This is a genomic window from Mesotoga sp. UBA6090 (assembly GCF_002435945.1).
GTDB lineage: Bacteria > Thermotogota > Thermotogae > Petrotogales > Kosmotogaceae > Mesotoga.
Genome location: NZ_DIXC01000064.1, coordinates 13,038 through 39,906, shown reverse-complemented (window position 1 = coordinate 39,906; position 26,869 = coordinate 13,038). Strand labels below are relative to the sequence as shown.

Sequence of the window (26,869 nt, the reverse complement as noted above, 5' to 3'; positions counted from 1 at the left end):
GCTACTCCGTATGAAAGAGTGCTTAACTCTCCCTGGATTGACTGTACAAAAAAAGATGAGCTTCGCAAGGTTCACGAAGCCCTAGACTTATACAAACTAAAGAGTAATATAGCACATTCTCAGGAATTATTGGTTGACATACAAATACTAAAATCTAAGTCAAAGGGAGGTGTTCTTAATTCCCTTCAATTCGATTTCGAGTAGATTCTATTTTGATGCATTAACTCTCTCTTGAGTAGATTTAATTATGATGCATTACGATCCTAGAGCTACGAATCGATCCCTAATTAGAAGAAGTTTTGGCTTACACGTTACAATAACAAGGACAGCTGATTACTCACGAGAAGAAATCTGGGTTCTCTTGTCTCCAGCTCAAGACTATTTATCCTTTAAATAAGTATTCCTGATCTACAATGTACTCTCTAAACCCCAGTGCTCGAGAAACCTTAAGCGATCCATAGTTCAAGACGTTATGTCTGTACTGAATAAGTTTTTTGTTTATGACCGCCCACTCGCTCGCTCTAGAACCAAGAGCTTTACCCAGACCGAGCTCCCTGAAATCAGGCATTGTAATTATGCCGATATCTGCGATTTCATCCCACTCGATTATGCTCGAAACCGCAACGATTTCGTCTTCGTAGAGCGCTCCGAAAACGGCAACGTGATCAAGCTCTACAAACCCCTCGGCCAGATCCTCCCTGGTGCACTTATTTCTGAAACGATAAAAGGCCGTTCTGTCCCCTTGATTGAGCCTTCTTACTGTGAACTCGGCAGGCGGGTAAAAAGGAACGTAATTTGAAGGATTGAGATATTTGATGGAAGTCTTCTTCAAAAGAAGAAACGAGTCTCGAATCAAATCGGCCAAATAGTCGCCGGGATTCTCATCCTGGGTTTCTAAAGACTTGAAAACATCTTCCAACAAGGGATCGTATAAGATGACTGTCTGCCTTTCAAAACTCAGTTGCTCGATCCCGCCCTTCCCTCTCTTGCTCTCATCGGGAAAAAAGAAATGCGTTCCAAGAAAAAATCTATCAGATGAAAAACCCAATCGTTTTGACCATGCTTCAAGTATTGCCCTCTTTAGATCTTCCTCTCTCAATTTTCTTTCCTCCATTTCTTCAATCGAGCTCACAAGGGTAAGAACTCTTTGCATAAAAAAACCGACCTAAGTCGGTTTCTATCAGTTCACACAGAAATCACCATAATTAGACCAAATGCTATTTCAACAAGAAGGATAATTAAATTGGTGAACGTGTAAGACTTGTCCACAAACGTTGATAAAATTCGCGTTGCAGCGATGAACAAATAGACTATCCCCAGAAAAGTGAAGGCAGTCGTTGAGCCCAGGAGGATTATTGGAGCCACTCCCAGCCCGATAAAGGTTCCCCCCATAACTGCCTTTGTCTCGGTCCTTCCTCTCGGATTGCCAGTCGAAAACCCGGCAAGTTTTGCGTAGGATTCTGGTCTTAATACTATATACACTCCTGTTACGGCAGTTAGAACCGCAACTATAAACCGAATAATGGTGAAAGCTATTTTCATCGCCCCCTAGATTATAGATATATTCTAGCAATTATTTATGTTCCGTAGTATTACCTACGGATAAAAAACACCCTGAAAAATATGACGAGATAGACAAGATTGCTCCAAACGGGAGTAAACACCGAGACCGCAATACCGAGCAAAGGAACAATTACATGAAAGATATAGACTTTTCTATAGTAGAGCAAGTTCGCATCATCGTATTGCATCTTCGCGGATCAGATCTCTGTTCTTCATCAGATACTGCCACTGAACTAGAGCGATGATCTCAAGTACCAGGATATTGAAGTGGAAGAGCAACTCTGCAAATTCATACTCACCGTAATCTCCCAAAAGGGATGTGGTGAAAGGAATCGTAGTGACGAAGAAGAGATTGAGCATGTTGAGCCAAAGGTATTTGTAATCGGTCTTATTGAGAATGTGTGTTCTCCTTATAGTCGAGATCCAGATCGATCCAATAACGAAGAAGGGTATGAAGTAGCTCAAGAACTGATAACCCTTGCTCATGACGTTCTGAACAAGTTCGCTTTGGCTCGTGACCTGACTTCTGTTTGGTACTTCGAGTGATAGGACGAGAATAGTCATGGCGATGGCAAAAACACCATCGGTAAGTGACTCCAGCCTGTTAATACGTATTTCCGAACTGGGGCTTTCTCTTTTCAAGATAACTCCATTCTAATAGGCTATACCAACTCTCTTTTGAGAGTACTCAGAGGTGAACAACTGTTTGAAGGCGAATTCAGCAACATCCTGAATCGAAATCTTCACTCCATTTTCGGGAAGGAAGTCGGCAGAAACCCTGTAACTCTGGTTGCCCTCTGAAAACGTCATGAATGGCGGGCATACGACAACCCAATCCAGTTCAGAAGTCTTGAGGATTTCGAATGCGTCCAGAAATTCTCTTGAGGATTTCTTCAGGTACTGAGGATAGTTGGGAGAATCGAGCCTTAGCTCTCTAGGGGAAAGCTGAAGAATCCCGGAATTCGCAATCGTGACTATCTTGTTTACCTCGGTATCTCTTGCGCCATTGACAATATTTCTCATAGCGACTGCCAGGGTATCGTTGACACTGCCCGAATTGTCTGGACCGAGGGCACTGATTATGGCATCCTGACCTCTTATTGCGTCTCTTACGCTCTGACTGTTGAAGACGTCCCCCTGGAAGATCCTAAGATTCTCTTTTCTTACCGTCAACTTCGAAACGTCTCCAACGAAGACTGTGACTATATGATTTTCGCCTAAGGCCCTATCGAGAATGACCCTCCCCACTCTTCCGGTACCACCAAAGATAATTATCTTCAAGGCAGTTTACCCCCTTTCAACTATCTCTATCACAATAATATAGTCTCTCCTGTCCAAAACCAAATGGATATAGTGAATGAGAACCCAATATTTGAAATCGGAAAGCCATTAATTCTAGACATGAGGCTCATGATCATCCCTTCAATTATACATCGACTGAAATCGTCCTAATTAGATGTGATTACAGTCCCGAATTTCTGCTCTATCAGCGGCTCTAAGAACAACATCCGGTCTGAATTCGGTTATAATCTATCTATTACAGGCACTACGGAGGTAATGACTTTGACCCTTATCGATGTAGGTCGTTTTTTTACGATTCTGGGAATAATCGGACTTGTGATCTTGACACTCTGCCTAGCTGGATTCGACGGCTACGAGAGCAAGACACTCTATGCCGGGGATTCGGGAAACAGCTTTGCCACCGTCTCACTCAGGCCGGGCCAGCAGCTTATAGCGCGAATGGGCAAAAAAGTTATGATCGGCAACAACGCATACCTGGTAGTGGAAAGCGACGGGAAAGAAGCCGCCAGTCTCGCCGATGATTGGGAAGAAACAAAGAATGAATTGATCTTTGAAGGCGATGGTGAATACAATCTGAAGGTCATTTTCGAGAACCCTTCTGCAGACAGGAGAAGCGCTGAGATTGAGATAAAATGGTTAATCGTGAAATGATGAAGTTCATTGTGATCGATTTTCGGGAGTAGTAAATGAGTGAAGCCGAAGCAGTGAAGATGAGCAATAACGGGCCGGTAACTTCGAAGAGTCTTATCTCCGATCTCAAACAACTTGGAGTCAAAAGGGGAATGGTATTGCTAGTACATTCTTCCCTGAGCAGACTGGGCTGGGTCTGTGGCGGTGCCGTTGCCGTAGTAAAGGCACTTGAAGCGATTCTAGACGAGGATGGAACACTGGTTATGCCGGCTCATTCCGGAGATCTAAGCGAGCCATCTAACTGGTCAAATCCCCCTGTTCCAGAGAGCTGGTTCGACGCAATTAGAAGGACAATGCCTCCCTTCAACAGAGCCGAAACCCCCACCAGAGGAATGGGTGTAATCTCCGAGACCTTTAGAAAGATGAAGGGTGTCATCAGGAGCGATCACCCCCAGGTTTCTTTTACTGCGAGAGGGAAGAGAGCCTCTTACATAGTCGATAACCACGAACTGGAGTTTGGAATGGGAGAGGGATCGCCTCTGGCCAGATTGTATGACCTCAATGCTTACATATTGCTCCTGGGGGTGAGCCATCAGAATAACAGCTCTTTACATCTTGCAGAGTACCGCGCCGATTTTCCATCGAGAAAACTTTGCAAAGACGGGGCCCCTATAAGCGAAAATGGAAAGAGAGTCTGGAGAGAGTTCATCGACTATGAGCTCGATACGGATGACTTTGAAACGATAGGAAAGGCTTTTGAAGAAACCTTTCCATCAATTGTCAATAGGGGAGTGGTTGGATATGGAAAAGCAGTGTTGATTCCCCAGGTAGAGCTGGTAGATTTCGCGGTCGAATGGATGACAAAGAACAGGAAGTAAGACTGTCAACTATTTCGAAAGATAGGCTGTTCTACCCCAATTTGAAGAATAGTTTATAATGTAGGAGATATAAGGAAGGAGGAGAAATATGACCAAACTCGTACTGGTAAGGCACGGAGAAAGTACTTGGAACAAAGAGAATCGCTTCACTGGCTGGACCGATGTTGATCTATCCGAAAAGGGTAGAGAGGAAGCAAAGAAAGCGGGGGAAATACTGAAGGCCGAGGGATACAATTTCGATCTTGCATACACTTCAGTTCTGAAGAGAGCAATAAGAACCTTGTGGTACATAATGGACGAAATGGATCTTATGTGGATTCCGGTGATTAGAGACTGGAGACTGAACGAGAGACATTACGGAGCCCTTCAGGGTTTAAACAAAGCCGAAACCGCTGCAAAACACGGCGAAGAACAGGTAAAGATCTGGAGGAGGAGCTATGATATTCGGCCGCCTGCGCTCGAAGAAAGTGACGAGAGATTCCCCGGACATGATCCGAAATACAAATCTCTTTCAGATAACGAACTCCCGAGAACTGAGTGCCTTAAGGACACAGTGGCAAGATTCCTGCCACTTTGGAAAAATGAGATATCCACAGAGATAAAGTCTGGAAAGAAAGTTCTGATAGTAGCTCACGGAAATAGCCTTAGGGCACTGGTCAAGTATCTGGACAATATCCCAGACGAGGAGATCGTAGGATTGAACATTCCGACCGGAATACCTCTAGTTTATGAACTGGATGACGATCTAGAACCCATAAAGCATTACTATCTGGGTGACCCGGAAGAGATAGCAAAGGCACAACAGGCAGTCGCGAATCAGGGGAAAGCAAAGTAATATCTGCCAGCATAAAAAGAAGCTACCCTTAGGGTAGCTTCTTCTATTTGTAGTGTTTCTTATTCCTTTCTCAAATTCATTAGAGCATTTTCAGCCGCTAGAGTTAACGGATAGCTAGTAGGAGCGGCCGTGAGCAGCGGGTGGGAACCGATCTGCATCGTAAGGAAATCGTTCACGGTTATTCCTTTCTGCAAACCTAGACCGATAATATTGATCATCTCTCCGATGCTTTTTCCACCAGCCATCTGGGCTCCAAGAAGAATCCCGCTCTCCTTGGAGAAGATCATTTTGACAAAGATTTCCGACTTGTCGGGAAGCGAACCGGGATGTCTGTCTATTCCCTTTGCAACCCCGACCACGTAATCGAAGTTTTCCATCTTTGCAGTAGACTCCGTAAGGCCTGCCGCAGCGACCGTAAGACCGGCCACTGAAGTGGAGAACACTCCGAGATTTCCGTGATTCTCCCTAACCATCTTGAGGCTGAAAAGATTCGAACCGGCAACTCTTGCTTCAAAAGCAGCTGTGGACGCCAGCATCAGTCTACTGGGTTTTCTAGTGAAGAAACATTTGTGTTCGACACAGTCACCGGCGGCGAAGACGTCTTGGACACTGGTTCTCATGTATTCATCGGCCCATATTCCACCGGTTATACCCCTGTGAACGGGGATGCTTTCCAGAAGCTTTACGTTCGGTCTGTAACCTATTGAAAGTATTACCATGTCTGCTTCGATCTCTTCACCATTGTCAAGTACAACTCCAGAGACCTTATCTTCTCCTTTGATCTCACACAACTTCATCCCGGTGCGCAGCTTCATACCTTTCTTTTCAAGTCTTTCGCTCACCATAGTTCCAAATTCCTTGTCAAAGGCCGCCATCAGTATCTGGTCGACGGCCTCGACCAGATAGACTTCCTTTCCATCTGAGAGGATCTCGTCTGAAACCTCAACTCCTATAAAACCTCCACCAACGACTACGACTTTCTTCGCAGATTTGGCGACAGCACATACACTCTTCAGATACTCTTTGTCCTTGGCTATGGTAAAGACACCCGGAAGCTTGCTACCCTTTATTGGAGGAAATATCGGTTGTGAACCCGTGGCAATAACCAGTTTTTCATATTCGATAGACTCCCCACCGGAGAGCTTAACCATTTTGGAATCAGTGCAGATCTCATCGACTTCATCGAAAATGAAATCGATTCCCAGATCTTCAGCGCCTTTAATAGGCATGGCATTGGCATCTACAGTCGGAAGAGTATGGAATATGTAGGGAATTCCACAGGGGACGACTCCTTCACGTTCCCTTCTGATAACCACAATGCTCTTGTCGGGATAGGTCTTCTTTGCCGTTGTCGCCGTGACGATTCCGGCGGGACCTCCTCCCACTATTACTACGTCCTTTTTCAAGTAACACCTCCAGATAGGATGAGATATATGCTCAGAACATATATTATATTAACACACTTTTCGTACTAAAATGGAGCGGGAGGAAAATAATGAGTCTTGCCGAAAGAGTCATGGAACTTAGCAAAAGGCTGTTTAGAATAGAAGACGCGGATGGCGCTGGCCCGCTTAATTTCGATTCATCCCCCGGGTTATATATTCATATCCCGTTCTGCCCGGATTTCTGTAGCTTCTGTCCCTACAACAAAACCAAATACGACGCTGAATTGACCGTTAGATACTTGAATGCCTTGAAGCGAGAATCCGAACTAGAGAAAATCGAACATTTCAGTTCCATCTACATCGGAGGCGGGACACCTTCTTATGACCTGGACCTTCTGAGAGGAGTCGTCTCCCATTTCAAGGAAACGACGAATGGAGAAATCGCTCTTGAAATCCACCCGGCGGATGTTTCCAGCAAGAGACTTTATGAGATAAGAGAAACTGGCGTTAACTTCGTCAGTCTGGGGATCCAATCCTTCGACGATCACACTTTGAACTCGATGGGGCGAAGGAGACAGGATTCCGGTGTTTCACTGAATTCGATTGCCGAGACTACTTCCGCGGGCTTTGACTTTGTTGACGTGGACTTGATCTTTGATTATCAGCTTGACCGGAGGAGAATTGTCGAGGATCTCAAGACGGCGATTTCTTACGGTCCGGAACAGGTATCCGTCTATCCTATGATGCGTTTCGCAGACACGGCATTTAAAAACACTAAGAACGATCCCGAAAAGGAACTCGAGATACTGGAAGAGCTGGAAAACGTCGCTCCCGCACATGGTTATGTTAGAGATTCTCTCTGGACCTTCAGGAAGAGGGGCGAAAGGAGAAAGTACAGCTCTGTCTCACGAGAATTCTTTATGGGGATTGGCACGAGCGCCTCTTCTTTCAACGGAAAGGAGTTTCGAACAAACACCTTTTCGCTCGATAAATACTTCTCCTTTATCGATTCCGGAAAGCTTCCCGTCAGTAAGAAAATCAAAATGGGGAAGTTTTCAGCGATTCTCTATTACTCTTTCTGGGCACTTTACGGTGGTCAACTAGATCTCCGCCGTGTTGAGGAACACTTCGGAAAGCTTCCGGTGAGGATGAGATGTCTCCTTCACTCGGCAATAGCAAGAGGATATCTCCAAAGAAAGAAGGACATCGTCAAACCAACCAGAAAGGGTACAAGGAAACTCCACATCATCGAAGAATGGCTGACCTACAATTTTATCGATCGAATATGGACCGATTTGAGAAGAGAAGCAAGAGATCATTTTGCTTCGTTAGAATCAACCCTGTAAAAGCTTTCCGGATCTTCGAAAGAAAATCTTCCCACCTTCCCGGCCGCTACCTCTCTGAGAAAAGTGTGGGCTCCTCTGGTTATGTCGAGCGCTCCCTGTTTGGCAAGATAGTTTCTTCTTCTGCAGAATTCCTCGACAAACTCTTCTCCATCGGCAAATTCCTCACCGAGGTAATCCTCGAGGAGACCTTTCCCGTACCTCTCGACAATTAGGGCAAGCACTCTTTCGAAGGCGTCAAGAGGGTCAAACTTCTCATACGGTAGGGAACCGACCGCAAGAAGCTTCGTAGTTATGTGTGGAGATCGGAGATCTGAATATAGAATCCCCGGCGTGTCGAGAACTGATATACTCTCTGAGACGTTTATCCACTGGACTCCACGCGTTATCCCCGGCCTATTTCCAACAGCCAGTGATTTCTTGCCTTTGAGTCTGTTGATAAATGTCGACTTCCCAACGTTGGGCATTCCCACAACCATGAACCTCTTTTCGTAGAACCTGCTTTTCAATAACGGTACTATTTCTCTTATTATGAACTGCTTTGCGTCGGTCGATCTCAGTGAAGCCTCGACAACGCCGCTTCCTTCTGACTTGAAATGGTCTCTCCACATGGAAGTGATCTTAGGATCGGCCAGATCGGATTTGTTCAGAACGACAATACGCTGTTTATTCTGAAACAACCGTTCTGCTTCATAGGCCCTGCTCGAAAGAGGAATTCTAGCATCGAGCAGCTCGACTACTCCATCTACGGACTTAATGTAGTTCTGAATCTGCCTTTTTGCTTTCTGAATGTGTCCCGGATAATACATATGACGACCTCCAGCGTGGATTATATCACGGTTCGGACAAGCGTTATCTGGTTGATATAATATATACGTACCTTAAAACAACGAAAATGATTGAATGGAGGAAAGTACATTGCGTACAAACAAAGCTTCTGTAGTGAAGATCTCGGTAAGCGGCGAAGTTGCACATCCACTAAGGAGAAGCCCTTTCAGACTTGAAGTCGATGGGACTCCAAGACTCTTTCCCGGCACTGGTGGTATAACCTATAACTTCGCTCTTGGAGACAGCGCTTTCAAGATGGTTGGCGACCATGTCGAGCCAGATGTCTCGACAAAGAACTCCGAAGCTGAAAAGAACTCAGCATACGTCGGTTATTCCTGTATCGGAAATTCGGCCACTTTGATCAGCGGAGATGCAAAGGGAGAGAAGGGAATAGTCATAGGCAAGCATGGCGGCATAAATCATGTCTTGATCCACTTCAAAGAAGACATAAAGAAGAAGATGGCGATTGGAGACAAGATACAGGTTGTTGGATTCGGTCAGGGATTGGTACTTGAAGACTATCCTTCAATCAGGGTATACAATATCGATCCTGAGCTTTTAGACAGGATACCCGTTGAAGAAGGAGACGGAAAGATTCACTTCCCGGTAAGGGCAATAGTACCAGGTTATCTACTGGGTTCCGGCTCAGGATCGGGAGATCCTTCAGGTGGAGACTACGACATCATTACGAATGACAGGGCACTCATAAGGAAAGTCGGTCTCGACAGACTGAGAATTGGAGACTTCGTAGCCCTTGAAAATCACAATGACTCTTTCGGTCTCGGAGGATATATGGAAGGCTCCGTTACTATCGGAGTTGTAGTGCACGGAGACTGTATAATAACCGGTCACGGCCCTGGCGTAACGGTAGTTATGGCAGATGGTAAGGGCATAATAATCCCGGAAATAAGTGAAAAATCTAACGTGATCGACTTCATCTGACAGTCTGGACAGAATTGCCGACATATTGAATGGAGGAAAAGATGAGCGGATTCAGACCGGAAGTCTGGGTTACAAGCAAGGAACTTGTATCTCAGGAATCTCTGAGCAGAATGATCGAAAAACTCGAAGGGATTAATCCCGTTAGGGCCTATATACAGGTTGTGAACCGCGCCGACTCTTACTACTCCTCGAATATTCTCCCTCCCGCCGAAGAATTAGTTCAAGACTTCGATCCACTTCAGATGACCATAGAAAAGGCTTGCGGGAGGGAGTTCAGGATTTCGGCATGGATGAACGTCAATCTCGTCTGGGGCTTTGGAAAACAAAGGCCCCTTTCGGAAAGGCATATCTTGAACAGGCGACCGGAATGGGTCACAGTAGATGAGAACGGAACTTCTATGCTTGAGTATCCATCCAGCAACCTGGAAGAAGTATTCGGGCCCTACATAGATCCCGGAATCCCAGAAGTGAGAGAATTCACGGCCCATGTTGCCTCTGAAATCTCTAATTACGATGTGGAAGAGGTTCATCTTGACTTCATAAGGTACCCTTTCAAAAGCTTCGGCTACAATCCGATTGCACTGGCCGAATACAGGAAGTGGCTCAATCAAGAGAAACTTATCGAAAGTAAGGACAGCTTCGATTGCTTCAGAATCTATTTCATAACGAGTCAGGTCTCGATGATCTCTGAAGTTGTCAGGGCTAAAGGGAAAAAGGTATCCTGCGCGGTCTACGATGATTATTCAGAAAGAGCTCTAAGTGAGCGTCTGCAGCCTTGGCTCGAATGGCTAAAGAGCGGGTTGATTGATTCGGCCGTCGTTATGGCATATGGAAAGGAGCCGGATGAAGTGATCTCCAGGGTGGAGAAGATCCGTAGTCTTCATGGATCGCTGAAGGATATTAGAATCGGACTTGGAGCGTTCAACTACGCAGGTCGCTGGGACAAGTTCGTTGAACTCATAAAGAGGGTTCAGAAGCTAAGACCGGACGAGATCACACTCTTTGCCCTTAGCTCAGTTGATGAAGAACTGCGCAAAAGGCTGAGGACGCTATAGTAATTTGAAAGTGAGGCGATTGAAATGCGTAAGGCACTGCTGGTCGTTGATGTTCAGAACGACTTCTATGAAACCGGCGCACTGCCCGTAAGCGATGCGAGCAAGATCAACGTAGTGATAAACAGAGCAATGAAAGACCCAGTATACAGGGTGATAGTTGCAAGTCAGGACTGGCATCCGTCGAATCACATGAGCTTTGCGGTCAATCACGGGAAAGAACCCTTCACGCCGTTTGACAACGGGAAAGGGATCGGTCCAGTCTTGTGGCCTGTTCACTGTCAGCAGGGAAGTCATGGAGCGGAGTTTCACCAGGACATAGAGAGTTGGCTCTTCGACTATATAGTAAGAAAGGGAACTCACCCCTACGTCGACAGCTACTCGATCTTCAGGGAGAACGATGGAACACAGCTTGGAACCGACGGACTTCTCAAGGCACTTGAAATCGAGGAACTAGACATTTGCGGGCTAGCTCTTGACTACTGCCTCAAATACACCGTTCACGATGCATTGATAACCGGCTTCAAAATCAACGTAATAATAAATGGAACAAAGGGTGTAGAAACAAACAAAGGCGATGTTCAGAGAACAATAGATGAATTCAAAAAGGCTGGAGTGGAACTGATTGAGAAATGATTGCCCGATAGAAGGGCCTTGAAGACAAGGAAGAAGAAGCTGAGTAATGGGACACCGGTACACAGCTTTCAGACACTTCTATCTGAAATGAGTACGATTGTCTGTAACGATGCCAGAGTACCTTCAGTACCGGAGATACCTTCATTCACGATAATAACAACTCCCAACGAGGTACAGAGAAAAGCACTTGAACTTGTCGGATTGAAACAACTCAGCAAACGTAGACAGAAATAACCGCTTCATTTTTCTGAAATCCTTTCAGATAGCTATTTCTTGCTTGTTCAGTTCGGGAACTTCAGGTTAACGGTAAACGGCTCTTTACAACGTTCAACGGCTCTTTCGCCTACTGTGCTTCTCAGACATCTTCAGAAGGCAAAAAGTCTCTGTCTTCAGTGATGACTCTATCTATTTCACCGATTTCGGCCATTTTGAACGGGGCGACTATTTCAAACTTGCTGCGGTCAACAAGAAGAATTTTTGCGCTGGAATTGAGAAGCATCCTCCTCTTTATGCTGGCGGAAAAGGGACTCAACTCGAATGTCCCTATATTCTTTCTTAGCGAGGCACATGAAAAGAAGAACTTGTTTGCATAGATCGAACCGACAAGACTCTCCGCTCTGGGGCCAATAAGCGAATCAAATCCGTACTGGAGACTGCCGCCGCTCGACTCAACGGAAAAGCCCTGAACTTTCGAAAGCGCAAGCAGTATGTTGATTCCATTTGTAATTATGTGCAGTTTCTTGAACGCCCTGGACAGCTTCAAAGCGAAAACGTAGCATGTGGTGCTTTCATCTATGAAGAGGACATCATTCTCTTCGACAAACTCGATTGCCTTTGCAGCGATTCTCTCTTTCGCCTCTCTGGATAACCTCAGCCTTTTCAGGAAGAAGCTGTTGGGGTCTGTTTCCTGATTCACCGCTCTTACGACTCCGTATCCGTTGATGACAAGGCCGGATTTCTGCAGATCTCTCAAGTCTCTTCTCAGCGTGACGAGAGAAACATCCATTAGAGATGCAAGTTCTTGAGTGTTGACCGATTCTCTCTCAGCTAGAACTCTTAGGATGTTCTGCCTTCTGTCTTCTTTCTTCAAAGCCATCTGCTCAACTCCGAATATCTGTTTTATCTGACTCTCTTCCTGGCTAATCTTAGAGCTTCTACACCAAGGAGGAGTGCGCCCCAAAGCGCAAGTGTAAGGAACTGACTTATACCAAGGAGGTTCAATCCGCTCGAGATAACCTGCAGTAAAATGAGGCCCAAGAAGACACCAGAAACCTTCCCGAATCCTCCATTCGGATTGATTCCGCCAAGGACCGAAACGAGAACGGTCACCAGAAGATAAGAGGAACCGTAGCCTGCCTTTGCAGAATTGAATCTGGCTATCATTATCAGTGATGCGATACCTGCAAGAAGACCAGATATCATGTATACGAAAATGGTCACTTTGTTCGTGTTTATCCCCGAGAAACTCGTTGCCTTGATATTTGAACCTATCATATAAGTCGACAAACCCAAACGCGTCTTGTTCAACATTATGGCGATGGCTAATGCTACCCCTATCAGAATAAACATCGGAACTGGAATTCCGAGAAAGGTTCCATTGCCAATCACAAGAAGGTTCCTCGGTAGGCCTGAAATGACATACCCTTTGGTTATAACCAGGCTTATTCCTTCGAGAAGGGTCATCGTACCTAGCGTCGCAAGTATCGGAGATACCCCTATATACGCGATTATCATTCCGTTTACGAGTCCCACTATGAGTGAAATCGACAACCCAGCGAGTACGGCCAGAAAGATCGTCCAGCCGAGTCCGGCCCCTCCCGCACTCGAAGCTAGATCACCAGTCAAAATCATGGCCATAATTATCCCGGAGAGATTTGCCGAACTTATGATCGACAGGTTTATCCCGCCTGTAAGCATCGTTATCATCATAGCGAAGGCCAGCACTCCAAGCTCGGGAAGCTGGAAGGCCATAGATTGAAGATTGCTTGGTCTGAGGAACTTGCCGGGGAGAGCGAGTGAAAACAGCAAGACGAGAATCGCAAGTATTACTCCGAGGGAGAAAATCTCGGAATTCTTCGACAGTATTCCTCTCTTAGTGTCACTCTTCGACATTGATTATCGCCCCTTTTCCCTCGCGCAGTTTCCTCTGGTATGCTGTTATTCCTACGCTAATGACAATTATGGCCCCAACGAAGACCTTGTGCCAATAAGAAGAGATTCCCAAAAGCGTCAACCCGTTCTGAACAATGACTATTAGACCAAATCCCAGAATCGTTCCGAGGATGCTCCCCGTACCTCCGGCAAGACTCGCTCCTCCCAGCACAACAGCCGCAAGCACTTCCAGTTCTCTGCCCATCAAAGCATTGGGTGCGACAGTAAGCATCATGTTCGCCTGAACCGTAGAAGCTATCCCTGCAAGAAAGCCCATATAACAATAGACGAAGAGCTGTGTCTTGAGAATGCTTATGCCCACACGTCTAGCCGCTTCCTGATTTCCGCCCACGGCGTAGATATTTCTGCCCAGAGCCGTGTACTTCAGTATTAACCACGTAAGAATAAAGGAAAGAACAAGGATGAGAATCGGTATCGTAATTCCCGAGCTGTCTCCGAATCTAACGAGATTCCTCTCCATGAACCACATAGGAAAGCCATAAATCCAGGTTCCACCGCTAATGAATATGAGAAGACCATAGAAAAGGTTCATGGTTGCAATCGTCACGATTATCGGCGGAGTTCTCAGAAAGTATATGAGCAGAGCGTTGACTAAACCGAGGCCGATACCGACTACTCCACCTATTGCAAAGGCCAGGAACATGTTTCCTCCCCACTGAATAACGATTGTCGCCATCACATACTGCGCAACAGTAGCGATGGCAGTGAAAGAAATGTCAATCCCTCCGGAGATTAGTACAACGAGTACACCCGCAGCCATTATTGCAAGGAAAGAATTGCTTTCCACCATGCCGTAAATATTGGTAAAGGTCAGGAAGCTCGGCTTCATAATAGTGAAAAACAGAGACACTACGACTATCACAAGCAAGAGGTAAAACTCGCTCTTGCCGAATACTTTTCTTAATCCTGAATTAGACCTCGTTGATCTTCTCATACAGCTCTTTCTCCGTGAGCTCGCTGGAGTTATACCTTCCAATTATTCTTCCCGCGCTCATTATATATGTTGTATTGGAATGATAGATCGCTTCTTCGGCTTCATCTGTGATCATGATTATCGAGATACCTTTTGCGGCGAGCTCTCTTATTATCTTGTATATGCTGTCTTTTGCCGCAACGTCTATTCCTACAGTCGGAGAATCAAGAATCAAGACCTTTGGATTTATTGCTAGCCATTTTGCGATTACAACCCTCTGCTGATTGCCACCAGACAGGGTGTTAACAGGAGCGTCTACCGAGGGAATCTTGATTGATAATTCCTCTACCCACCGTTTCACTTCAGTTCTTTCTTTAACCTTGCTCAAGAGCCTGATTCTGGACAGTATTCTCTTTAGAACCGTCAGCACAATATTCTTGCTTACGGGTTGTTCCATAACAAGACCATGTTGTAATCTATCCTCCGGCACGTACGCAATTCCCGCTCTCATGGCGTCCACAGCGCTGACGAGATTGATCTTCTTTCCATCCACAAAGATTTCTCCTTTATCCGGAGGGTTCATTCCGAAGAGTGAAAGGGCGAACTCGGTTCTGCCTGAACCCATTAGTCCTGTGATGCTGACTATCTCACCCTTGTGGACCTTCAGATCTATTTCTTTGTAATTATCTCTCCTTGAGAGTTTCCTGACTTCTATAACAACCACGTCGCCCAAATATGGGGGGAGTTTAGTGTACTCGAATTCCTTGCCTGTCATCAGAAATGAGAGCTTCTGCTGTGTCAATTCAGAAGCATCGAAGACGCCTACTTTCTTGCCGTCGCGAAGAACCGTAACTCGTTGGGCCACAGCCATTATTTCATCGAGTTTGTGGCTGACGAAGATCGTCGAGATTTCTCTGTTTTGCAACTCATTTATCACCCTAATTAGCGAATGGACCTCCTTTTTGCTGAGAGAAGCCGTAGGTTCGTCCATGATCACAAGCCTCGCTTTAGCATTTATTGCCCTGCATATCGCCACAACTTGTCTTTCCGCTATTGAAAGATCGCTGACTTCACGCCAGGAATCTAGAGAAACTCCAATTTTCTCCATCGTTTTCATCGCCTCTTCTTCGGTCTCTTCCCATTTCATAAGACGACTTCGCGCTTCCACTCTGGAAGAGATGGCGATGTTCTCGGCCACAGTCAGATTCGGGAAGAGCGACAGATCCTGGTATATGACCTGAATGCCTTCTCTCACACTATTTGAAGACTTCTGGTGGCTTATTCTCCTACCATCAACATATATCTCGCCGCCGGGATCGGGCGAGTGAATACCCGAGATGATCTTTATCAGGGTGCTTTTGCCCGAACCGTTCTCACCGACCAGGCAGTGGACCTCTCCCTTCTCTATTTCGAAATCGACTGAATCGAGGGCCAATACTCCCCCAAACCTTTTCGTAATATTTCTCATCTCTAACAATTTCTCGGCCATAATAAGATCACCAGAAAGAGAGGGGGCGGACCCCCTCTCGAAATCAGAACCCGTAAGAAAGAGCGTTTTCAGCTGTTATGTCGATCTGCGCGTCGAAATTGACAATGTTTCCATCAAGCGTTGCCTTGCCAAGTCCGGGGATTTCAAATCCGTCAACAACGGCGGGGACTATACTTTCGGGAATCCCTGCTTCTTCGAGCGCCTTCTTTGAATCAAGCAGAGTTTTCGCCAGATAAACCTGTGCAAATCCGGCATCCTTTGGATCCCACAGGTAACCCCACTGCATCAAACCTTGTTTCAGGTAAGGATCAGCGTGACTCGGAATTACCGTACCAACTATCTGAACCTTTCCCTTCATATTTCTCGCATTGAGAGCCTGTGAGGCACCGATCGGGCCTAGAGAACCGAAACCAACAATACCCTTTAAGTTCGGGTAAGCGTTGAGAAGCTCGAGTGTTTTCTGATAGGAGAGCTCCACACTTTCGCCACACGGAATCCTCTCTGTCACCAACTTCATGTTCGGATACTTCTCTGCAACATATGCAAGACCTACATCTGCCCAGAAGTTATGGAGGGGAACTGTGAGCCCACCGACAAATACCGCGAACTCTCCTTCTCCGCCCATCAACTGCGCGAGCTTCTCGAAGTTAGCTTCTCCGAACTTGACGTTGTCTATCGTTTCTACGTCCCAGTCGCCACCCTTTTGATCTGGCGATTCGTGTGTGATGATAATGATACCGTTCGCTCTTGCCTTTTCAAATACGGGCTCAAGAGCCTTCGCATCATTAGGTACTACACAGATAGCGTCGACGCCCTTGGCAATAAGGTCTTCAACTATCTTCACCTGCTGAGCAGGATCTGCATCTGAAGGCCCTATCTGGTAAGCGTTCACGCCGAGTTCTGAAGCAGCATCTTTAACACCGACTTCCATTCTGTTGAACCAGGGGATTCCGCCGATCTTAACAACAACGGCGATTTCGTAGTTGGCTGCTAAGACGGCAACTGTAAAAAAGACACAGAGCAGGAGCATCAGAAGTTTCTTGTTCATTCGCATCCCTCCTTCTATGTGACCGGCAAACCGGCCCATCAAAAAATCGCGGGAAATCAGGCAAGGTTACTTAAGTGATAACTTGTGATCAACCATATTTTATCAATTCATTCTTTCAAATCCACACCCGAAGGCATTTGATTATTGATACTTACAGCTGATGAAGAACATCTAGCCTTTGATAGTCTCGATTTTTGTATGATATCAGCTGTAGTTCCATTTTGAGAGGAAATAAGGGTATTCTAAATAAACAAGCAGACCGATTCACTGTAGATTAAGGGCCATTTGAAGCACTTTTCATGATAGCGCTAGACGCTCATTTTCGACCTAAAGCAGGTGTAATCGTAAGAGTATCCCGTTACTCGTCTCTAATCCGATTTCACATCGAGAGAGTTTTTTTGGTAAGCTTTGTTAGAAGAGATGGTATGAAGTAATCACTTAGTTGATCTATTCGCTCACAATGTCCATCAGTCATGTGTATGGTCTCAAGTATCAATGGGACAGGAGGCAGTAATGAAAGAGGGAGTCCTTTCAATCGATCTGGGAACAATGGGAGTCAAGGTCACTCTTGTTTCCATGAATGGTGAGATTCAGCGATCTGCTTATGCCGAGTATCCGATAATTTCTGAACTACCAGGACAGGCCGAGCAGGATCCTGCGCTCTGGTGGAAGGGGATTATCGATTGTATAAATGAGCTCAAATCTCATGATGCCGGTCTTCCCAAACTTGTAAATGCGATTTCGATCTGCGGTCAGATGCACACACACGTCTATCTAGACTCTGAAGATAACCCCATAGGCCCTTCGATTACCTGGCTCGATCAGAGAAGCAGCGAAATAATAGAGGAATGGAACAAAGATGGAAGGGCGGATAGGCTCTTCGAACTCACATGGAACTTTCCGACAACTACATATGCGGCGCCACAGATTTGCTGGGTGAAAAGACACAGACCACAAGTCTTCACGAAAACGAAGTCGATAATGATCGCCAAGGATTACATAAAGTATCTGCTAACCGGCAACAAAGTCACCGATCCGTCCGACGCGTCTGGGACAGCCGTCTTCGACATAAGAGCGAACAAATGGAGCCCCGAAGCCCTTGCCCTGATAGGCCTGGACGGTCATCTTCTTTCCGATGTAATGCCTTCGGCAAGAATAATGGGCCACATAAACGACAGGGCAGGGAAGGAAACCGGTCTGCTGGAAGGAACTCCAGTTGTCAACGGAGGCTCAGACCACTCTGTAGCCGAATTAGGCTCCGGTCTTCTCGGCGAAGGCGAAGTGTCCTGTATAGTTGGCACGGCCGGTGTTGTTGCGGCCTGCACATCCAAGCCGGTAATAGACCCAAAGAAAAGGGTCATGTGCTGGAGCTATCCCCTGGAAGGCTACTGGGACATTCTGGGAATAACTCAAACTGCCGCTTCCAGCTTAACGTGGTTCAGAAACACATTTGACAAAGACAGAAGCAACGAAGTCTTCGAAGAATACTCTTCGATGGCCGAAAAGGTTTCTCTCGGATCTGAGGGACTGGTCTTCCTCCCCTATCTTATGGGAGAGAGAACACCTCTCTGGGACTCAAAGGCTCGCGGTGTCTTCTTCGGGCTTACAATCAAGCATTCCAAAGCCCACATGGTTCGGGCAATCATGGAAGGGGTATCCTTTTCAATAAAGGATTGCATGAAGGTCGTTGAAGAGCTGGGTGTGAGTTTCGACAGTGTGAATGTCATGGGCGGAGGGAGCAAAAGCCCTGTTTGGAGAAGAATCCAGTCCGATGTCTATGGAAAGAGAGTCATGACGCTCGAGACCCAGGACACCGGCTCTATAGGAAACCTAATACTCGCCCTTCTTGCAACAAAGGAGATACGCGACCCTTTAGAGGCGGCCCGTCTCGTAAGGCATGTCGAGAGAGTCGATCCCGATCCTGCTAGAACAGAAAAATACGACAACTTATTTGGTATATATAAGAGAATTTACGATAAAACCCGTTCAATGATGGCAGAATTGGAGGCGTATACGAATGAATAAAGATGAATTTGCAGGTCAGGTGCTGGATGCCTGTAAGAGAATGGAAGACCGGGGTATGACGGTGGGAACATGGGGAAACATAAGCGTCAGGATCAATGATGAAACCTTTCTCATAACTCCAAGTGGCATGAGTTACGGGTGTCTGAAGATCGATGATATTGTGATGACAGACATGAGAGGCAATACTATTGACAGTAAACGAAAGCCAAGCATAGAGCATGCCCTGCACAGAATGATATACAAACACCGGCCTGATGTTGGGGCGGTTATCCACACTCATCCTCAGTACTCTACGGCTTTCGCTATTGCAAGGAAAGATATTCCTGCCGTTTCCGAAGAACTCGTACAGATAATTGGAGAAGGTGTCAAATGTGCAGAGTACGCATTGCCCGGAACAGAAGAACTCGCAGCAAACGTGGTCTCAGCCCTAGGCAACAACAACGCTGCGCTGCTGGCTAATCATGGAGCAGTCTGTGTTGGCGGCGACCTGAGCGATGCCTTCAAGGTAGCCGAGGTACTTGAGAAATCCGCAAAGACTATCATCATGGCGACTATCATCGGAACCCCCCGGGTAATTTCTCATGATGACTGCCTAAAAATGCAGAATTTCGTGAAGTATCACTACGGACAAAAAAACTGAACGCAGATCAACAAAGCTTAATTATACTGACTTCAGAGCCGATTCGATGTCGGCTCCTTTCTTTATCAGTAGTCAACTTTCTACATTTTCACCAGACTCTCCAATTATTCGGAAAATGGCATTACAATATGGCATGATTGTGATTGACAAGTATACAAAACTTCGAGGGGGGTTTTAGCATGATTCTACAGGGTATCGATGTTCTACAAAGAAACGAATTTGCCGATTTGAAGAACAAGGTAGTCGGTCTTGTTACAAACTACTCATTTGTCGACTCTAATCTTAACTGGGGAATAGATCTCTTATTTGAAAACGGAGTCAATGTGAAGAAGATATTCACACCCGAACACGGCCTTGGAGGAGTTGCCGACGGAGCACACGTGAGCGACGATCTCCATCCGAAATATGGCGTTCCCGTAGTGAGTCTATATGGAAACAAGCGCAAACCTGTGCAGGAAGACCTCGAGGGCCTGGGTGTACTGGTATACGACATACAAGACGTAGGGCTTAGGTTTTATACGTTCATCTACACTCTAGCCTATACAATGGAATCAGCGGCAGAAGCCGGTATTCAGTATACTGTACTTGACAGGCCGAATCCACTGGGCAGAGGAGTCTTCGGGAGCAGAATAGACGACGAGTTGCAAACCTTTGTTGGCGGGTATAGACTGCCCCTCCAGTACGGTCTTACGGCCGGAGAGCTCGCCCTATACTTCAAGAAGCTCAAGAAACTCGATCTCGACCTGCAAGTCGTGAAGCTAGAAGGCTGGAACGGCGAACCTCACGATGCCACGTCTCTTCTTTGGAATGTGCCTTCACCAAATGTGCCGACCTACGAATCCCTTCTCGGCTATGCGGGAACCTGCTTCTTCGAAAGCACAAACGTCTCCGAAGGTCGCGGCACGTTCAAGCCCTTCATTCTTATAGGAGCTCCGTGGATCGACGGATCGGATTTCGCAGCATATCTGAGAAGAGAGTTCCCCGAACTCAGATTGCGGAGCCGCGAATTCATGCCCTTCTACCGGAAGTACGCAAACGCCAACTGCAGCGGAGTCGAGTTCTTTCCGAGTAATGACAACAACTTCTTTGTGATAACTTTGAAAATGATGGAGTATTTGCTAAAATATGAACAATTTGAGATAATGGATCGCTCAGACGATCTGATCGGTATTAAAAAAAGCGCACAAAAGATAAGAACTCGGAAACTCGACTACTATCAGTGGAAGGAGTCAGGGATGGAGTACATAAATTTCGTCGAAGATTGCCTTCTCTATCCCGGTGAACTGAACTATCGTGATTGAAGGGGGCCATCATGGGGGAAACACCGATTCCACTATACTACAAGTTGTATGTTGACTTGAAGGAATCCCTCAATTCAGGCAAGTATCAGAAGGGTGATAAGCTTCCCACAGAAAAGGAGCTCTGCCAGCAGTATAGCATAAGCAGACTTACTGTCAGGAGAGCAATGGATGAGCTTAGAAGAGAGGGGTTCATCGAAAGACTCAAAGGGAAAGGTACCTTCGTCACAGGATCTAAGCGCGAAGAACAGCTTGCCATACTCACAGGATTCACGGATGAGGCGAGAAAGCGCGGCAGCGAAACCCGTTCTGTGGTTCTCGAAAACAAACTTACAAGAGTCCCTGCAGACGCGGTTGAGCTCTTCGATATTCCGGCCGATGCAATGGTCGTGCTTCTGAAGAGAGTAAGATTTCTTGAAGGCGAACCCTATGCAATTGAAGAGGCTTATCTGAACGTGGGAGCCGATATTCGCTTCCTGAACATTACACAAAGAGACATGGAAAAAGAATCTCTGTACGGGATTTTGAGAAAGGAATTCAACATAAATATCTCTTATGCCGAAGAAGAAATGGAACTCACTAGACTTAAGAAAGAAGAGGCTCGCTTTCTTCGTCAAGAACAGGACGACTGCGCGATAATGAGAAAGAGATTTACTTACACAAAGAGCGATATCTGCATTGAGTATGTGATCTCATTGTACAGAGCAGACAAAAGCAAGTTCAGAATCGTCAGAAGAATATGAACCGTGGTTGGGGGTAGCAGGTAGGGGGTAGGAAAGAACAAAGGAACTGGTCTATCGTTGAGCGGTTGTCCGTTCGTTGAGGAGAACAATAGCAGATGCAAGTTCCAAGCAACAAGAACGAGGCTAGGGATTGGGGTTAGGAGGTCGGAAGAGCAACAGAAGCTGGTTTGCCGTTGAACGGTCTTCTGTTCACCGAGGAGAATTCGCTTTCGTTCCACAGCGAGGATCTGTTCTTCGTTCTTGGTCAGACCATTTTCAGAGAGTAGAGAGAAGGGAAAAGCAAAGAGGGCAAGTAATGATCTGGGATCTCGAAAAGCTCTTTAATCCCCTCTCGAGAGGGGGTGTGTGCATATTCCGTAGTGTTCCTATACGGGATCAGGTTCTTGATCTCGATAACGGACAACGATAATCAATCTCGTCCTCTCAGTGAGCACAGCGAACTCTCGACAATGCTCTTTCTCGACCCGTCTTATTGAAGGATCGAGACGCTAAAACAATTTCAGATGACGGCATTTGTCGTTTTTTTACTCTAGGCAACTTGCAACTGACAATTTGCAACTGCTCTTTCGAAGGACGGCTCTTCACAGCGTTCAGCGTCTTCATCAGAGCAAACATCGGATTTGTGCCCGACATAGTCGGAACTGGCCTCGCCGAAGGCGAGACTGGCCAGGCGGAGGCTGACTGGCCTGCGTCAGCAAATGAGTATTATCTGCACTCCTTGAACATCTCCGACATCTTCAAATCCATTGTTCTCGATTAACGACTTGATCTTTTCTCTGTCAAATTTCATCTTCTTTTCCCCCATTCTTCTCTTCCATTCTAGAGGGTTTACACAGTCTTCTTTACATACACGATCCTGTTGTCGAACTTCTCTCTTTTCTTCTAGCCTCCTATCGCGTAAGCGACAGCATCACTTCCCCGGACGTTTCTCCGGGCATCACTTCCTCGCGCCAGCGCGCCTCACTTCCAGACGAAGTCGGCATCTGCTCCTGCCGTAGGCAGCCTTGCGTCCGCCGATGTTCTTCGGCACCTTGCGTCTAGTGTTTTATAGTAGCATCACTTCTGCTTTCCCGGAGAACGATGGACCTTTGACGGACAACAACTACCAGTTCTCGCCTTCTCGTAGCGAAGCTCTCGACAACGCTCTCTTTCATTGTTCTTCTGAACTAACGTTGCCACCTCATCCGTCAAATATCACGAATATAAAATGGAAGGCACCAGGCAGGGTGATTAAGTAAATGACAGAAGCCTTAATACGATGTTTTGCAGACATTACCCGAAGTATGATATAACTAAGTATTCGAAAGCCGAGTTATGCACTCCATTTTGATGAAATTTCGATTTAAGGTATTATTGTATAGACGTTTTTTCACTATTGAAAGTGGGTTATGCTTTCTTATAAGGGGAGGAAAGGATGAAGATAAAGGATCTGCGTTTCACCGAAAAGAAATGGGACTTCGTAAAGCCTTTTCACATTGCAAACAACGTTTCCAACTCCAAAGTGAATATTGAAGTTGAATTGGTTCTGTCGGACGGAACGATCGGTCTCGGAGAGTCTTCTTCGTCCTTCAGAGTGAACGGGGAGAGCGGAGCAGCCATCTTTCAGCTCCAGAAAGAAATTCTTGAAATGATTAAAGATTTCGACGTCCGAGATTACAGGAGAATTTTCGCAAAGCTCGATGCATACTCGAGAACGGCTCCCAGTTTGAAGGCTGCCATTCAGTTTGCCACCCTTCACGCCTTTTCCAGATTGATCTCTACGCCTGTCTATCAGATTCTTGGCGGGATGAAGGATTACGTTGAGACAGACAAGACAGTGAGCATCGGCAGTCTGGAAGAGACGGTCCATGACGCTAAGGAGATCTTCGAAGCCGGCCACAAAGTTATCAAAATGAAGGTCGGCGAAGATGTTAAGAGCGACATTGCCAGGATACTGGCAGTCAACGACGAGATCAAGGGTGTCAGGTATGTGATAGATGCAAACACAGGCTATACACCCAAAGAGGCTTTGAGATTCATAGATGCAATGTACAGAAACGACGTGCCCGTGGGGATATTCGAACAACCGGTGCCTGCCGAAGATTTCGAAGGACTGAAAATAATCAGGCAGGGCTCCATGTATCCAGTCGGTGCAGATGAAAGCGCTAAGACAAAGTATGACGTTATGAGACTCATAAAGGAAGGGGCAGTCGACTATGTCAATATCAAACTTATGAAGTCGGGACTCTCAGATGCTCTTGCAATTGTAGAGATGTGCAACAGCGCTGGTATAGGTCTTATGATCGGCTGCATGAGCGAGTCTGGTATAGGAGTCTCTCAGAGCGTTCATTTCGCGGCCGGAACTGGCGCATTCACTTATCACGATCTAGATTCTCATTTATTGCTTAAGAATGTCGATCCTGTCGGGTTCAGACAGGAGAAAGATAGACAGTATCCTATTCTGTTCTAATTCTGTCATCACCCTTTAGTGGAAAAGGAGGTGCAAGAATGAAGCGAAGCTTCATGCTAGTTTTCTTAATGGTACTTATCGTTGCGGCAAGTGGATTTGCTGCAACCCCGAAGGACACTCTTGTAATAGCTGCAAACACAGGGATCTTCATAACTATGGATCCGGCCGTTGCCTATGAGGTCTTCCCGAACAAGATCGTCGCAGCCCTTTATGCCCAGTTGGTAAAGCTGGAGGCAATCGACGGCGTTATCGTTCCGGTTCCCGACATCGCCGAGAGCTGGGAAATCTCCGAAGATGGACTGACCTACACCTTCAATATAAGGAAGGGAGTCAAGTTCTCAAATGGTGATCCTCTGACAGCCGAGGATGTTCTCTTCTCCCTGAAGAGGCCCATAATTCTCGAGTCGGTTTCTGCATGGTTCCTGGTCGATATCTTCGGCATAAACAAGGACAACGTGGATGAGAAGATAAAGCAGATCGACGATTACAATGTGTCCATAACGTTGAACGCTCCTTATGCCGAGAACATCACTCTCGGGATTCTATCCAACATGTTCACAGGTATCGTCAACAAAGACGTAGTCCTTGAACACGAAGTCGATGGAGACCTTGGTGGTGCATGGCTTACAGACCACTCCGCAGGCGCCGGTCCATACGTTCTCGTTCAGTGGGAAAGAAACAACGTTATCCTTCTTGAAGCCAACCCCCATTACTACGGTGAACAGCCTCCTCTGAAGAGAATCATGGTAAGAGACATTCCAGAGGCATCGAACCAGAGGCTTCTTCTCGAAAGAGGAGACATAGACGTTGCCTGGGATCTCACACCTCAGCTACTGGAAGAGGCCAAGAGAAATCCCGACGTCGTTGAAGTCAAAGTTCCTGGACACTCTAACGAATATCTCGCGATGAACGCGACCTGGGGACCCCTTGCAAATCCGAAGGTAAGAGAAGCCGTAAGGTTCTCAATCAATTACGAAGAGATAGTCGAAGATATTATGCTAAACAACGCTCTCCTCGTACAGGGTTTCATAAACAAGGGCTACTTCGGATATGTCGAAGAGAATCCATTCTATCAGGATATCGAGAAGGCCAAGGCTCTCCTTGCCGAAGCCGGTTATCCTGACGGATTTGAAGTTGAACTGCTGACCAGCAACACGGATACAAGAAAGGCCGAAGCCGAAAAGATCCAGGCCGACCTGGCGCTTTCAGGAATAAAGGCAAATATCGTGATAATGCAGTCTTCTCAGATGTATGCCAAGTACAGGGCTCAGGGTCATCAGATGATCATTGCCGGCTGGGGTAACGATTATCCAGACCCGGACAACCTTGCAATGGCTCACGCAAGCTACAGGGCAAACCAGCTCGCATGGAGAAATGCATGGTTCGATGATTACGCGGCGACTCTGTGTGAATGGGGTCAGATCGAGCCCAATCCGGACAAGCGTGAACAGATTTACAAGGACCTGACGGAATACTGGTTCCACAATGGACCCTTTGCAATGCTTTACCAGACTGTAGAGTTCTGGGGAATTCGCAAAGAAGTCAAGAACTTTGAAGAAGCCGCTTTCGGTTACGGAATGCTGTTCGACTTCACCAAGGTATCTAAGTAAAGTTTCCCCCGCCCCGCTCGAATGAGCGGGGCGTATTCTTTCCCAAAAATCAGATATTGATACGGGGGTAAATCTATGAACTTCGGACAATTCTTACTCAGAAGACTATTCTTAATGATCATTGTTCTCTTTGGAGTCGCCTGTATTGTCTTCTTCATAGCAAATGTCATACCTGCCGATCCAGTCGGTGCGATTCTTGGAGGCAATGCACCTCCTGAGGCCGTTGATAGACTTAAAGCAAAGTTGGGCTATGACCAGCCACTTATAATCAGATTCGGTAAATTCATCACCGGAGCAGTTAGAGGAGATTTCGGCATTTCTTTGAAAACTTCAAATCCCGTTATGGAGGATATCAGGAACTATTTCCCTGCCACGATGGAACTGGCTCTCGTCGCGATAACGATCTCAATCATACTGGGGATAACTCTGGGGATCTTGTCGGCCGTTCACCGCAACAAAGCCATAGACCACTTTTCTAGAATCTTCTCTATACTAGGAGTCTCGATGCCGGTCTTCTGGATTGGTCTTCTTCTGTTGCTTGTATTTTATTTCAAGTTGGGCTGGCTTCCGGGAAGCGGAAGACTAGGCTTTTTCACCTATCCGCCACCAAGAGTAACAGGCATGTACCTGATAGACTCGATTATTGCGGGGCAGTGGGACACATTTAAAGAGGCCCTGCTGCACATACTTCTTCCTGCGTTCGTCCTCGGTTACAATGCAACAGCCTCAATAGCTAGAATTACCAGGGCCAGCATGCTCGACGTGTTGAGGCAGGATTTTATAAGAACGGCAAAATCAAAGGGTTTGAGAAAAAACGTAGTTATCTATCGCCATGCACTACGTAATTCTCTGATACCAACCGTTACGATAATCGGACTCGTATTTGGAAGTCTGCTGGAAGGAGCCGTTCTTACGGAAACGGTCTTCTCCTGGCCCGGTCTGGGTAGATACATAACCACCGGAATGCTCTTCCTTGACTACCCGGCAGTAATGGGCGGTACATTGTATATAGCCTTGATATATTCAATTGCGAATCTGATCGTGGACATTCTTTACGCTCTTCTCGATCCAAGGATGAGGATGTGATC

At 46.4% G+C, this 26,869-nt stretch carries 26 protein-coding genes and 1 pseudogene; 16 read left to right on the top strand and 11 right to left on the bottom strand.

Annotated features, from left to right (window positions below):
* Positions 1-204, top strand: a pseudogene (locus B3K42_RS10650) (ISNCY family transposase); the annotation flags it as partial.
* Between the two features lie 178 nt (positions 205-382).
* On the opposite strand, the gene B3K42_RS10645 reads toward B3K42_RS10650, so the two are convergent.
* The 4 genes from B3K42_RS10645 to B3K42_RS10630 all read right to left on the bottom strand — a co-directional run bounded on the left by B3K42_RS10645 (position 383) and on the right by B3K42_RS10630 (position 2,844).
* Positions 383-1,099, bottom strand: coding sequence for a GNAT family N-acetyltransferase (locus B3K42_RS10645; protein WP_110990673.1), 717 nt, complete (start codon positions 1,097-1,099; stop codon positions 383-385).
* Positions 1,100-1,185: 86 nt separating this feature from the next.
* Complete coding sequence (locus B3K42_RS10640) at positions 1,186-1,542, bottom strand: DUF4345 family protein (protein ID WP_110990672.1); 357 nt, start codon at positions 1,540-1,542, stop codon at positions 1,186-1,188.
* 195 nt (positions 1,543-1,737) lie between these two features.
* Entirely contained in the window at positions 1,738-2,205 is a 468-nt protein-coding gene (locus B3K42_RS10635) for a TMEM175 family protein (protein ID WP_110990671.1), read from the bottom strand.
* A 12-nt stretch (positions 2,206-2,217) separates the two neighbouring features.
* The gene (locus B3K42_RS10630) at positions 2,218-2,844 is read right to left on the bottom strand and encodes an NAD(P)-dependent oxidoreductase (RefSeq protein ID WP_110990670.1); all 627 of its coding nucleotides are present in this window, start codon (positions 2,842-2,844) and stop codon (positions 2,218-2,220) included.
* Between the two features lie 276 nt (positions 2,845-3,120).
* Between B3K42_RS10630 and B3K42_RS10625 the strand changes: the two genes are divergently transcribed.
* From B3K42_RS10625 to gpmA, 3 genes are all read left to right on the top strand, one after another.
* Positions 3,121-3,516 (top strand): hypothetical protein, encoded by a 396-nt coding sequence (locus B3K42_RS10625; protein WP_258367329.1) that lies wholly within the window; start codon positions 3,121-3,123, stop codon positions 3,514-3,516.
* 35 nt (positions 3,517-3,551) lie between these two features.
* Positions 3,552-4,373: an aminoglycoside N(3)-acetyltransferase gene (locus B3K42_RS10620; RefSeq protein ID WP_110990668.1), complete on the top strand. Its 822-nt coding sequence runs from the start codon at positions 3,552-3,554 to the stop codon at positions 4,371-4,373.
* 88 nt (positions 4,374-4,461) lie between these two features.
* On the top strand, positions 4,462-5,208 hold the full coding sequence (gene gpmA / locus B3K42_RS10615; protein ID WP_110990667.1) for a 2,3-diphosphoglycerate-dependent phosphoglycerate mutase: 747 nt from the start codon (positions 4,462-4,464) through the stop codon (positions 5,206-5,208).
* A 59-nt stretch (positions 5,209-5,267) separates the two neighbouring features.
* Here the strand turns inward: gpmA and B3K42_RS10610 are convergent, their stop codons facing one another.
* On the bottom strand, positions 5,268-6,614 hold the full coding sequence (locus B3K42_RS10610; protein WP_110990666.1) for an FAD-dependent oxidoreductase: 1,347 nt from the start codon (positions 6,612-6,614) through the stop codon (positions 5,268-5,270).
* A gap of 89 nt (positions 6,615-6,703) precedes the next feature.
* Here B3K42_RS10610 and B3K42_RS10605 point away from each other — a divergent pair, with 89 nt between their 5' ends.
* Positions 6,704-7,939 carry a radical SAM protein gene (locus tag B3K42_RS10605; protein WP_110990665.1) on the top strand — a complete coding sequence of 412 codons (1,236 nt, stop codon included), beginning with the start codon at positions 6,704-6,706 and terminating at the stop codon, positions 7,937-7,939.
* On the opposite strand, the gene ylqF is transcribed toward B3K42_RS10605, so the two are convergent.
* Positions 7,909-8,745 (bottom strand): ribosome biogenesis GTPase YlqF, encoded by an 837-nt coding sequence (gene ylqF / locus B3K42_RS10600; RefSeq protein WP_110990664.1) that lies wholly within the window; start codon positions 8,743-8,745, stop codon positions 7,909-7,911. The genes B3K42_RS10605 and ylqF overlap by 31 nt on opposite strands.
* A gap of 109 nt (positions 8,746-8,854) precedes the next feature.
* Between ylqF and B3K42_RS10595 the strand changes: the two genes are divergently transcribed.
* Genes B3K42_RS10595 through B3K42_RS10580 form a run of 4 tightly spaced genes read left to right on the top strand, consistent with a single transcriptional unit; the run spans position 8,855 to position 11,628 of the window.
* Positions 8,855-9,706 (top strand): DUF4438 domain-containing protein, encoded by an 852-nt coding sequence (locus B3K42_RS10595; protein ID WP_110990663.1) that lies wholly within the window; start codon positions 8,855-8,857, stop codon positions 9,704-9,706.
* Positions 9,707-9,747: 41 nt separating this feature from the next.
* Positions 9,748-10,761 carry a glycoside hydrolase family 10 protein gene (locus tag B3K42_RS10590; protein WP_258367328.1) on the top strand — a complete coding sequence of 338 codons (1,014 nt, stop codon included), beginning with the start codon at positions 9,748-9,750 and terminating at the stop codon, positions 10,759-10,761.
* A 24-nt stretch (positions 10,762-10,785) separates the two neighbouring features.
* Positions 10,786-11,394 (top strand): bifunctional nicotinamidase/pyrazinamidase, encoded by a 609-nt coding sequence (pncA, locus tag B3K42_RS10585; protein WP_110990661.1) that lies wholly within the window; start codon positions 10,786-10,788, stop codon positions 11,392-11,394.
* Positions 11,395-11,628, top strand: coding sequence for a hypothetical protein (locus B3K42_RS10580; RefSeq protein ID WP_181419089.1), 234 nt, complete (start codon positions 11,395-11,397; stop codon positions 11,626-11,628).
* Positions 11,629-11,749: 121 nt separating this feature from the next.
* Here B3K42_RS10580 and B3K42_RS10575 read toward each other — a convergent pair whose 3' ends face one another.
* From B3K42_RS10575 to B3K42_RS10555, 5 genes are read right to left on the bottom strand one after another with little or no spacing between them, the layout of a single operon-like run.
* Positions 11,750-12,490: a DeoR/GlpR family DNA-binding transcription regulator gene (locus B3K42_RS10575; RefSeq protein WP_110990660.1), complete on the bottom strand. Its 741-nt coding sequence runs from the start codon at positions 12,488-12,490 to the stop codon at positions 11,750-11,752.
* Positions 12,491-12,513: 23 nt separating this feature from the next.
* A complete protein-coding gene (locus tag B3K42_RS10570) occupies positions 12,514-13,506 on the bottom strand; it encodes an ABC transporter permease (RefSeq protein WP_110990659.1) in 993 nt (330 codons plus the stop codon).
* Positions 13,493-14,500 carry an ABC transporter permease gene (locus B3K42_RS10565; protein ID WP_110990658.1) on the bottom strand — a complete coding sequence of 336 codons (1,008 nt, stop codon included), beginning with the start codon at positions 14,498-14,500 and terminating at the stop codon, positions 13,493-13,495. Before B3K42_RS10565 ends, B3K42_RS10570 begins: the two co-directional genes overlap by 14 nt.
* Entirely contained in the window at positions 14,478-15,968 is a 1,491-nt protein-coding gene (locus B3K42_RS10560; protein ID WP_110990657.1) for a sugar ABC transporter ATP-binding protein, read from the bottom strand. Before B3K42_RS10560 ends, B3K42_RS10565 begins: the two co-directional genes overlap by 23 nt.
* 43 nt (positions 15,969-16,011) lie before the next feature.
* The gene (locus B3K42_RS10555; protein ID WP_181419088.1) at positions 16,012-17,022 is read right to left on the bottom strand and encodes an autoinducer 2 ABC transporter substrate-binding protein; all 1,011 of its coding nucleotides are present in this window, start codon (positions 17,020-17,022) and stop codon (positions 16,012-16,014) included.
* Positions 17,023-17,529: 507 nt separating this feature from the next.
* Between B3K42_RS10555 and xylB the strand changes: the two genes are divergently transcribed.
* From xylB to B3K42_RS10520, 7 genes are all read left to right on the top strand, one after another.
* Positions 17,530-19,041 carry a xylulokinase gene (gene xylB, locus B3K42_RS10550; protein WP_181419087.1) on the top strand — a complete coding sequence of 504 codons (1,512 nt, stop codon included), beginning with the start codon at positions 17,530-17,532 and terminating at the stop codon, positions 19,039-19,041.
* Positions 19,034-19,681 (top strand): class II aldolase/adducin family protein, encoded by a 648-nt coding sequence (locus B3K42_RS10545; RefSeq protein WP_110990654.1) that lies wholly within the window; start codon positions 19,034-19,036, stop codon positions 19,679-19,681. The genes xylB and B3K42_RS10545 overlap by 8 nt, the downstream gene beginning before the upstream one ends.
* A gap of 179 nt (positions 19,682-19,860) precedes the next feature.
* Positions 19,861-20,982 carry an exo-beta-N-acetylmuramidase NamZ family protein gene (locus tag B3K42_RS10540; protein ID WP_110990653.1) on the top strand — a complete coding sequence of 374 codons (1,122 nt, stop codon included), beginning with the start codon at positions 19,861-19,863 and terminating at the stop codon, positions 20,980-20,982.
* Between the two features lie 11 nt (positions 20,983-20,993).
* Entirely contained in the window at positions 20,994-21,722 is a 729-nt protein-coding gene (locus tag B3K42_RS10535; protein ID WP_110990652.1) for a GntR family transcriptional regulator, read from the top strand.
* A gap of 1,414 nt (positions 21,723-23,136) precedes the next feature.
* The gene (locus B3K42_RS10530; RefSeq protein ID WP_110990651.1) at positions 23,137-24,171 is read left to right on the top strand and encodes an L-Ala-D/L-Glu epimerase; all 1,035 of its coding nucleotides are present in this window, start codon (positions 23,137-23,139) and stop codon (positions 24,169-24,171) included.
* A 38-nt stretch (positions 24,172-24,209) separates the two neighbouring features.
* The gene (locus B3K42_RS10525; protein WP_110990650.1) at positions 24,210-25,781 is read left to right on the top strand and encodes an ABC transporter substrate-binding protein; all 1,572 of its coding nucleotides are present in this window, start codon (positions 24,210-24,212) and stop codon (positions 25,779-25,781) included.
* 75 nt (positions 25,782-25,856) lie between these two features.
* Positions 25,857-26,867 (top strand): ABC transporter permease, encoded by a 1,011-nt coding sequence (locus B3K42_RS10520; RefSeq protein ID WP_110990649.1) that lies wholly within the window; start codon positions 25,857-25,859, stop codon positions 26,865-26,867.
* Positions 26,868-26,869: the final 2 nt, after the last annotated feature.